This is a genomic window from Nostoc sp. DedQUE09 (assembly GCF_034530915.1).
Classification (GTDB): domain Bacteria; phylum Cyanobacteriota; class Cyanobacteriia; order Cyanobacteriales; family Nostocaceae; genus Nostoc.
Window position 1 is genome coordinate 1 of sequence record NZ_JAVRCE010000098.1, and the last position, 9,707, is coordinate 9,707.

Sequence of the window (9,707 nt, forward strand, 5' to 3'; positions counted from 1 at the left end):
TCTCTAATGATATTGACAAACTTCTTTTCCTTATGGAATGAAACAGCCCTGCCTTAATCCCCCCTTATAAAGGGGGGAAACTTGAAATATTGCCCCCTCCTCAACACATCAGGGAGGGTTGGGGAGGGGTATTCAAGGATTTTTGCAAGAGGTTTAATGTCTAAGCTAGTAATGAAAAGTTTGTAGTAAGCATTTTAGTGCTTAGAAAACTAAGGACTAAAGTCTTTACTACGAACTTACTTACCTATCAATTTAAACTTGAGAGACTACTAGCTAGACTTTAGAGGTTGTTTGAAAAGTATTTTACCTAGCTCCCCTTAAAAAAGTGGGAACGGGAATCAAAGTCCTCCAATATATAGAGGGATTTAGGGGTATCTATAACTTTTTATACCGACAATACGACTTTTCAAACATCCTCTAATAAAGGTGCAGCAATGATAATAGCTAAAGTTTGACCACTAGAGAGCGAAACATTAACTATTACTATTTAGGTATACAAAAGTACTACTAGTGTACTCTCTCTCAAAGAACCTTCTAATAATGTCCATCCCAAACCTGATACTTTAATAAAGTATCGACTTAAATAAAATACCAATAATTAGACTAACTATTCCAGCAATCAAACCGGCACAAAAGAAGTAGAAAAACAATTCAAAACTTGCTTGAATATTTTGGGTATATCTGAAATAAAATATTGCCCAAATTGCTCCAAGCATTCCTAAAATAACTGTTGGAATCGTTACGATTACAATAATACTTTGAGTTTTCATTTATAATATATGTATAGTAGTATGAGCCGGAAAATTTTATAGTTAAACACATAACATAAAAGACGGAAATTCGACAAAAAACTAAAAATACGCACGAATAGGATCTATAAACACGTACTTATCCAGAACGGATTATAAATAAAATCTGATAAAAATCAATCCTCCTAAAACTGCTCCCACAATAATGCCTATAATCCAGAAAATTGAAAGCCAAATAATCCAACTTGCGCCTTCAGAGGTAATAAAGAAATCACCTGAAAATTCTTCAGATACCCTCGAACCAACTAGATGACCAATAAAACCACCAATTATTCCACCAAGCAATCCTCCCAAAAATGAGTAGAAAAATAATTTGAGAGTTATTTGAATATTTTGGCTATACAGTAGATAAAATATTGCCCAGAGCGATCCTATGATTGATCCTATGATTGCTGAGATTACTAATGGTTTTGTTATATAAAAAATTATCCATTTCATCACTTTTTTTGCGGTCTTAGCTATAAGTATTATTAAAAAAGGCACTATTAAACAAAGGAAATAAGCCTCAAAGTTAATTTAAATCTTCGACTTTTAACTATATACATTTTGAGATCCTTAACTCAGCACTACTGGGTCATTTTGTCCTTTCTTAGTCTAAACACCAATACTAGTACAGCGCGGCAGAAATCAAGCCACCATTTTAAACAAGCAAAAGCCTTGATATACAAACTTTTGACTTTTGACTTCCGCCTTGCGGTACTATGGCGTTGTCTCAGGAGTTGGTATTGGTGTAGGTTCCGGTTCAGGTGTGGAGGTTTCTGTAGGCGTGGGTGTTTGCGTAGGTGTTGGCGTTGGCGTGGGAGTTGGTGCAGGTGTGGATGTTTCCGTGGGCGTGGGTGTTGGTGGTGGGGGAGCGATGGGATTTTCTGCTGTAATAGTGAGTTGATAATCTACTGGCTTTGTTGCTGTGGAAACCACGACAAACTCATAAAATCCATTTTCTGGTAATTTAGTTGACAAACTACGCTTGGTAGAATCTTCTAAAAATCGAATTTTGCCAGAGGGTGAATAGACTGATAACAAGACTTGGGAATTTGCTTCTAGGTTCAAGTCTAGAGATTGGTCTTTGGCAAGTCCAGCAATGAATACTTTCCCACCACCAGGTTGGAGAGTACCGTTGACTGTTTTGCCAGTAGCTCCAGGATCGAAGACAAGTTTCTGGAAAGCTCTACCAGCAAGGATTGCACTGAGTCGATCGCTAACAAATCCGTACCAAACTTGTCCAATGGGCTGACCTTGAAAACTTTTACCCCGCTGCTCAGGAAATACACTTAAAAAAGCAGTATCTCCCAAATCATATAAAGAACGACTACCAACGTTGATTTTGTTGACTTCTGCTTTCCAGCGATCGCGTTCAGCAGTTGTGTAAGTTCCCAGTTTTTGGCGGGTATTATTACTCAGTGGTGCAAGCTTTTCTAGTAATTCTGAAGCTGTTTTATCCCACTCTGCGCGCAAACTCTCGTCTTCAGGGCCATTGCTGAGAGTACGTCCCCGTAAACTGGGATTTCTGTCCCAAAAAACTTGATTCACCAAGTTCACATAGAAGTTAGAGTCAATACCCAACTGTTCACGGCGATCGCTTAATCTTTCTTTGCGTTCTCGTTCTGCTGGCGAATATTGCGCTAAAGGATCGGTTGGTTGTTCGCTAGTTGGAACGGGACTGGCTGTAGGATTAGGATCGACTTGCCCAATATCTCGTCTGCCATTCAATCCCCACCAAATTAATCCCACACTACCAGCGACTAACGCCGCCACCAGGAAGGTTTTTGTTGGCGTCCACCAGGAGGAAGAGGGGGAAGATGAGGGATATGAAGGATATGCAGGGGTTGGGGAAGGTGGGGGAGGTGGAGAGACGGCGACGGTGGCGGCTGTGGGTTGTGGTGGAGTGGGATATTGAGTTGGCGGATAGTTTGCTGGGGGTGAGTTGAGGGCTTGGAGTACTTGACGGGCTGATTGATAGCGATCGCTTGGTCTAGCAGATAGCATTTTATCTAATACCTGTGCCAAATCTTGACTCAGATTAACTTCCCGTCGCCATTGCCAACTGAGAGTATAGGTATCAATTAATTCTTGGGGTTGTTTCCCTGTCAGTAAAACCAACATTGTTGCTGCTAAAGCATACAAGTCGCTGTGGGGAGATACTAACCCAGTTTGCATTTGTTCTGGGGGCGCAAATCCTATTTTGCCTAATAAGGTTGGTGCTGGTGGAGGTGCAACCATACCGGGTTGGTAATATTCGGAAGCTACAGTTGCTACGACTTGTTTGACACCGCCAAAATCAATTAAAACTGGCAGTCTGTCAACAGTCCGAAGCATTAAATTATCTGGGGAAATATCTCGATGAATTACTCCTAGTGAGTGAATGTATTCCAACACTGGCAAAATTGAAAAGAATAATTGGCGTATTTCTACTTCTGTAAAGCGCAAACCCTGTTTTATTCGGGTATTTAACAAAGAATTGTAAGTTTCCCCTTCTACATAATCTTGCACCAAAAACAGATATTCTTTGCCCCCTAAATTCAGCCGCAGCAGTTCTCGGAAGCGGGGAATTTGGGGATGTTGCAGTTTATAAAGAACACTTGCTTCTCTCTCGAAGAGTTCTTCAGCTTTTTGGACAACGTAAGCGGTTTGAACTTGGGGCGAAAATTCTTTTAAAACACAAAGTTCGCGGAAACGGTTGACATCTTCAGCTAAATAAGTGCGTCCGAAGCCACCTTGGCCAATTTGACGCACGATCGCATAGCGATCGCCTAAAGTCATTCCTGGTTGTATACCATAACTCATGGGCGTATCCAACAAATTTTCGCCACACTGGAGACAAAAGCGGCTACCTGGGGAATTTTCATGTCCTTTAGAACAATAGATTGAATTCATTGGAAAGTTAGGAGTTAGGAGTTAGGAGTTAGGAGTTAGGAGTTAATAGTAACAAGGAGTAGCGAGTAGCATTTTCCACTTGATTTAACTACACTACTCCGTGTATTAAACCGTGATCTATAAAGAAAATTGCCCTAATTCATAACCCATAACTCCTAACTTATAACTTCTCACTCCTAACTTTATCTTTGTACTTTACTGACTTGCTCGGCTGCGATCGCATACCAAATTTGACCAAAAGTCTGTTGATTGAGTTTCCTACGCTCCTGATCGGGAAACAAGCGATCGAATTTTTCATTAGTGTCTTTGGTCAACTGATCGATTGTATAGTTCCCAAACTGCCCCGATCGCGCTTCTCGTCTCCATGTATCGTAATCTTTTTGACTATAGTTCCCCAGTTTCCGACGAGATACTGTACTGAGGTTAGCCTGTTCTAGTTTATCCAATAAATTATCAGCCATATCAGACCATTCATCTCGTAAATCCGCATCTTCAGGTTTAGATGTCAGGCTACGTCCTTTTAATTCTGGTTTTTTTGTATAAAATAAATCATCTACTGTGCGAATAAAAAATCCTTCAGTAATTTCTAACTCTTGACGACGACTGATAATTTTCTGGAGGTCGCTATTTTTTCCTTTGTCGCCGCCTGGTTTGCCAGTTGGAAACTGTGGAATTTGCGGTAATGAAGGTAATGAAATTGATGGGATGGTGATTGAAGTTACCGCCCGAATAGCTGCATTTCCCGCCGCTAAAGTTAATCCAACTAACGCCGTTACCCCTAAACTCATCATAAAAGGGCGAATCCAAACAGGGAAAGTTATCGGTTTAGCAATCGCTTGCGTTTGCCTCTGGAATCTACTCACAACAGCACTGGCGTGTTGTCTTCCGGGAGCAACTACCATCGTCTTGATCTTGGTAGTAATATAATTACCTGGGGATTTAGTTGCAGTTGGCGATGGTAAATCTCTGAGGATTTGCTCGGCTCGTTCGTAGCGATCGCTCGGTCTATAAGCCAGCATCTTTTTTAACACCGCCTCTAGTTTGGGACTAACTCGGATTTCCTTTCCCCATCCCCAAATTCCCTGATAGCTGTCGTATAATTTTTGTGGTTCTTGACCTGTGAGTAACACCAGTGATGTCACCGCTAAAGAATATAAATCACTACTAAAAAATGCTTTGCCCTGCCGTAGCTGTTCTTCTGGAGCGTAGCCTTTTTTACCCAGCAAAGTGTTATTTCCAACCAACTTGGTGCGCCAAAAACCTTGAGAAGCTGGCAATTGCTTCACACCACCAAAATCAATTAGCACTGGCAGATTATCAGAACGCCGCAAAATTAGATTATCGGGAGAGATATCACGGTGAATTACATCCCGTGAGTGGATGTATGATAATACAGGTAAAATCTGTTGCAGGAGGGTGATTACTTCCTCTTCACTAAAGGTTTTTCCTTGACTTTGCCGCTGTTCTAATAACTGGTAATAATTGTCACCATCCACATAATCTTGCACTAGAAAGAAAAAATCTTTAGTGCCTATCTTCACTTGTAGCGAGGTGTGAAAACGCGGAATCTGTCGATGCTGAAGTTTTTTTAGGACATTCGCTTCTCTTTCAAATAACTCTTTAGCTTTTTGTAAATCTTGATTTTCTTGTACTTGGGGTGCAAATTCCTTCAGCACACAGGTTTGACGGGATTTATTTATATCTTCCGCCAAATAGGTGCGTCCAAAGCCACCTTGTCCTAGATGACGGATAATTTGATAGCGATTATCCACAACCTGTCCCACAGCAAGAGGTAATGGTTCACCACAATGGGTGCAAAAGCGGTTACTACCATTATTTGTGTGTTGTTTACTGCAATAGAGCTGCATGGTGCTGAAGGATAAATTAAGGTTTTATTGAATGACTACAACGCGCATACCCTCATTTTCGGATATTCTATCCAAAGGTTAAGAGCATTTGATGCTGTTAGCGGGGCGTTTAGCCCACGCAATTATTACTTTTTTACTCAGCACTCAGCACTCAGCACTCAGCACTGTTTAACGATGTTGGTTCTACTTCAGGATAAATAAGCAAGCGTCATGAACGGCAAATCAAGACAGCAGCAAGTAATTAAAGCATTTGAAGATTTTTTGTCTACCCCCTTAGAAACCATACTGCAAAGGCATCTCAACACTCAAACTTCGGCAGCTTTGAGTTTATTTCACGATGTAGCAGCTAATGTACCTGCCTACAAGGCGTTTTTAGCAGAAAGGGAAATTAATCCCGCCACTATTCAAACCTTAGAGGAGTTTCAAAAACTACCAGCGATCGCTAAACAAAATTATATACTGCGTTATCCTCTAGCTGACTTGTGCCGCAACGGGCAACTCCAAGAGTGCGACATGATAGCTGCGTCTTCCGGTTCCAGTGGTAAACCGACATTTTGGCCTCGTTTTTTCACAGATGAACTCCAAATTGCCACACGCTTTGAACAGATTTTTCACGATAGTTTCTATTCAGACAGCAGACGTACCTTAGCAGTGATTTGTTTCACTTTAGGCACTTGGGTAGGTGGAATGTTTACTACTAATTGCTGTCGTTATCTTGCTAGCAAAGGTTATCCCATCACTGTAATTACTCCTGGTAACAATAAAGAAGAAATCTTGCGAGTTGTGCAGGAACTAGGTTCAGGTTTTGAACAAGTGGTGTTATTGGGATACCCGCCATTTTTAAAAGATGTCATTGATACTGGTATCGCTCGTGGTGTGGAGTGGCAGCAATATCAGATTAAATTAGTGATGGCAGGAGAAGTATTTAGTGAAGAATGGCGGAGTTTAGTTGCCCAAAGAGTTGGTTCACAAAATCCTTGTTATGATTTTGCATCACTTTACGGCACTGCGGATGCGGGAGTTTTGGGTAATGAAACCCCGTTAAGTATTTGTATCCGTCGCTTTTTAGCAGAAAATCCCGATGCAGCGAGAGCTTTATTTGGGGAATCGCGTTTACCCACACTAGTACAATACGATCCTTTCACTCGCTTTTTTGAAGTTCAAGATGGCGGATTGCTGTTTTCGGGAGATAACGGTATTCCCTTAGTGCGTTATGACATCTTGGATACTGGCGGGATAATTAGTTATGAAGCTATGCTGCAATTTTTAGCCGAATGGGGATTTGATGCTGTTGCAGCGTTACAGAATGAGAGTCACAATTCAGAATTCGACACTCCAAACTCAGCACGGGCTAAACGCCCCGCTTCCGCTAACAGCACTCAGCACTCACCTAGAGGTATTCATCAGCTACCTTTTGTTTATGTCTTCGGTCGTTCTAACTTTACAGTTTCTTACTTTGGTGCAAATATCTATCCCGAAAATGTGACGGTGGGATTAGAGCAACCAGGAATTCAAGAATGGGTGACGGGTAAATTTGTGTTGCAGGTGAAGGAAGATGCTGACAAAAACCGATTTTTATCTGTAGTTGTGGAATTAGCAGTAGGAGTAGAGGGTAGTGAAGATCGAAGAGAAGCGATCGCATCTTCTATTCTTTCACAACTGCTACGCCTAAATAGCGAGTTTGCTAATTATGTTCCCGCAGAATATCAAACACCACAAGTTACATTAGCCCCAATGGGTGATTTTGAATATTTCCCCATTGGGGTGAAACATCGTTATACCCGTCAATAAAGTTTGGTTTCGCTTTCATCTCCAAAAAGCTGCCCGATTAGCGCTCAAACTGGATGGAAGTAGAAGGCAGCACCCAGTACAGCATAGGTTGCTAGCAGCAACATCCCCTCTAACCAGTTAGAGCGACCATCCAAACTAATTAAGTTGGCAATCACCACTGCAATGATCACTGCAACAACCTCAAACAAGTTAAAGTTTAAATCCATTGGTTGTCCAATTACCTGCCCAACTAGCACAAGGATGGGTGCAACCAACAAAGCAACTAGTAGACTCGATCCCATTGCTACAGATACTGCCAAATCCATATTGTTCTTAATTGCTACTCGGACAGCAGTTACATATTCGGCTGCACCTCCAACTAGTGGTAATAAAATTACTCCGGTAAACAAAGGTGTCAATCCTAGTCCTTTTGTTGCCTCTTCAACTGCACCGACAAAAATCTCAGACACGAACGCTATACCAATCGTTGCTACCAGCAAAACACCAACCCAAAGGCTCAAGTTTGGCTTTGAATGTTTATCTGGCTCTGTGGCGGCCTCGTCTTCAGAAACACCTTCTAGTTCTACAACCCCAACATCGTAGAGGTAGCTGTGAGTCTTCAACGAGAATAACAGCGTAAAACCATAAACTACAATTAAAATGACTGCTACAAAAATCGACAGATTAGTAATAGCGCTTTGCTCGACGACATTAGATGTAGTGATTACCATTGCAGGTAGGACAATTGCAGTTACTGCTAGTGTCATTGTCGAGCCATTGACTCGCGCTGCCATTGGCTGAAAAGTCTGCTCCTTATAGCGTAACCCTCCTAGCAACATAGATAGCCCCATTACCAGCAGTAAATTACTGATAATAGTTCCGGTAATGCTGGCTTTAACAATATCTACCAAGCCTGCTTTGAGAGCTACTAGAGCAATAATTAGCTCAGTTGCATTACCGAAGACTGCATTTAATAAGCCTCCGATAGAAGGGCCTAAAACCACAGCAATTTCTTCTGTGGCCTGACTCAGCCAAACTGCTAACGGAATAATTGCAACTGCTGAAAGTCCAAATACTATTAATGCATCCCATTCTAACTTTTCTGCCACAATAGCAATAGGCACGAAAACTAGTAAACCTATTGAAATTAGGTTTTTAATTTGTATATTTTTGAGTGCGGTTGGCATGAGTATATAACTCTAATAATGATAACAATCGTTTAGTTCATTGAAATAATTGCACAATAAAAGCAATTTTCCTTGTCTGTAACACTTTCTAAAGAACTTACAGTAGATAAATTTCTTCCTCAAGAATTTTATCTGCTGCGAAAAACTTTGCTAACTGGCTAAAGATGGATGAGGCTGATAAATAAATTAATCCCTTTGACTGCTGTAATTGCTACTTATTACAATTAACGCTCTTCCATGACTCTTAGAGGATGTTTTAAAAGTCGTAATTTCAAATCTTTTTTATCCCTCCCTAACCCTCCCCGTATGTATTGGGGAGGGAAACGGATTTTTCTTGTTTCCCCCCTTTGCAAGGGGGGACTAAGGGGGGTAACAACGCAATTAAAATCACAATCTTCTTAGGAGAGCGTTAGGGATTTCCAAGAAATAAATTATCCAAATAAACTAACCGCAGAGACGCAGAGAACGCAGAGAGAGGATAAATAGAGAAGATTTTTGCGTCAGTTTTGGGATGTTTTTTATTTGGAAGTCTTTTAATTAACTCATCACGGCGATCGCAAAAACGATGCCTGCGGTGGTAACAGAGCTTTGTCGTTCGCGCAGCGTCTCGTAGAGAAGTGCGGGCTACGCCTACGCTTTCTTGCTAATTTTGCAAACAATGCTAATTGGCGTAAATGCCGAAAACCGCCTTCAGCGAGGAGACTCACCAATCGAGGTTTTAATCTGGATGATTAACCAGTGTATCCCAGTCCTGAAACAAGCCAGCAGTTTGCAAGACAAGCAGAAAAAGAGCCTGTTACCCAGACATCGCCATTCTGAGGATCAATAATATCATAAGCTCCTCTTTGCTCGGTCGAATTACCCCCCTTAATCCCTCGATGCATTGGGGGGAAACAAGAAATCCAGTTCCCTCCCCTTTACAAGGCTACCGTGTACACACAAGTCAAATTACCCCCCTCAATCCCCCCTTGGAAAGGGGGGAAGCCGGAAAGAAATCTAGTTCCCTCCCCTTGTAAAGGGGAGGGTTAGGGTGGGGTAAAACCTTGGTTAATCAGCTATTTCAGACTTGTGTACACCACTGTAGCCTAGCAAAGGTGGGCTTCTTCAAGTTTAATAAGTAGTCAAGCGGATAAGTCCATTCGTTCAGAACACCAGCTTATTCGTCCAGAACACCAGCTTATTCGTCCAGAACACCAGCT

The 9,707-nt window shown here is 41.5% G+C and carries 7 protein-coding genes; 2 read left to right on the top strand and 5 right to left on the bottom strand.

Annotation, left to right across the window (positions count from 1 at the left end):
- Positions 1-563 precede the first annotated feature (563 nt).
- The 4 genes from RMY27_RS33565 to RMY27_RS33580 all read right to left on the bottom strand — a co-directional run bounded on the left by RMY27_RS33565 (position 564) and on the right by RMY27_RS33580 (position 5,551).
- Positions 564-770 carry a hypothetical protein gene (locus tag RMY27_RS33565; RefSeq protein ID WP_322669127.1) on the bottom strand — a complete coding sequence of 69 codons (207 nt, stop codon included), beginning with the start codon at positions 768-770 and terminating at the stop codon, positions 564-566.
- Between the two features lie 132 nt (positions 771-902).
- A complete protein-coding gene (locus tag RMY27_RS33570; RefSeq protein WP_322669128.1) occupies positions 903-1,292 on the bottom strand; it encodes a hypothetical protein in 390 nt (129 codons plus the stop codon).
- A 216-nt stretch (positions 1,293-1,508) separates the two neighbouring features.
- Entirely contained in the window at positions 1,509-3,683 is a 2,175-nt protein-coding gene (locus RMY27_RS33575; protein WP_322669129.1) for a serine/threonine-protein kinase, read from the bottom strand.
- Between the two features lie 182 nt (positions 3,684-3,865).
- Entirely contained in the window at positions 3,866-5,551 is a 1,686-nt protein-coding gene (locus RMY27_RS33580; protein WP_322669130.1) for a serine/threonine-protein kinase, read from the bottom strand.
- 210 nt (positions 5,552-5,761) lie between these two features.
- Here RMY27_RS33580 and RMY27_RS33585 point away from each other — a divergent pair, with 210 nt between their 5' ends.
- The gene (locus RMY27_RS33585; protein ID WP_322669131.1) at positions 5,762-7,342 is read left to right on the top strand and encodes a phenylacetate--CoA ligase family protein; all 1,581 of its coding nucleotides are present in this window, start codon (positions 5,762-5,764) and stop codon (positions 7,340-7,342) included.
- A gap of 44 nt (positions 7,343-7,386) precedes the next feature.
- On the opposite strand, the gene cax is transcribed toward RMY27_RS33585, so the two are convergent.
- Positions 7,387-8,508 carry a calcium/proton exchanger gene (cax, locus tag RMY27_RS33590; protein ID WP_322669132.1) on the bottom strand — a complete coding sequence of 374 codons (1,122 nt, stop codon included), beginning with the start codon at positions 8,506-8,508 and terminating at the stop codon, positions 7,387-7,389.
- A gap of 658 nt (positions 8,509-9,166) precedes the next feature.
- Here cax and RMY27_RS33595 point away from each other — a divergent pair.
- The gene (locus RMY27_RS33595) at positions 9,167-9,337 is read left to right on the top strand and encodes a hypothetical protein (RefSeq protein ID WP_322669133.1); all 171 of its coding nucleotides are present in this window, start codon (positions 9,167-9,169) and stop codon (positions 9,335-9,337) included.
- Positions 9,338-9,707: the final 370 nt, after the last annotated feature.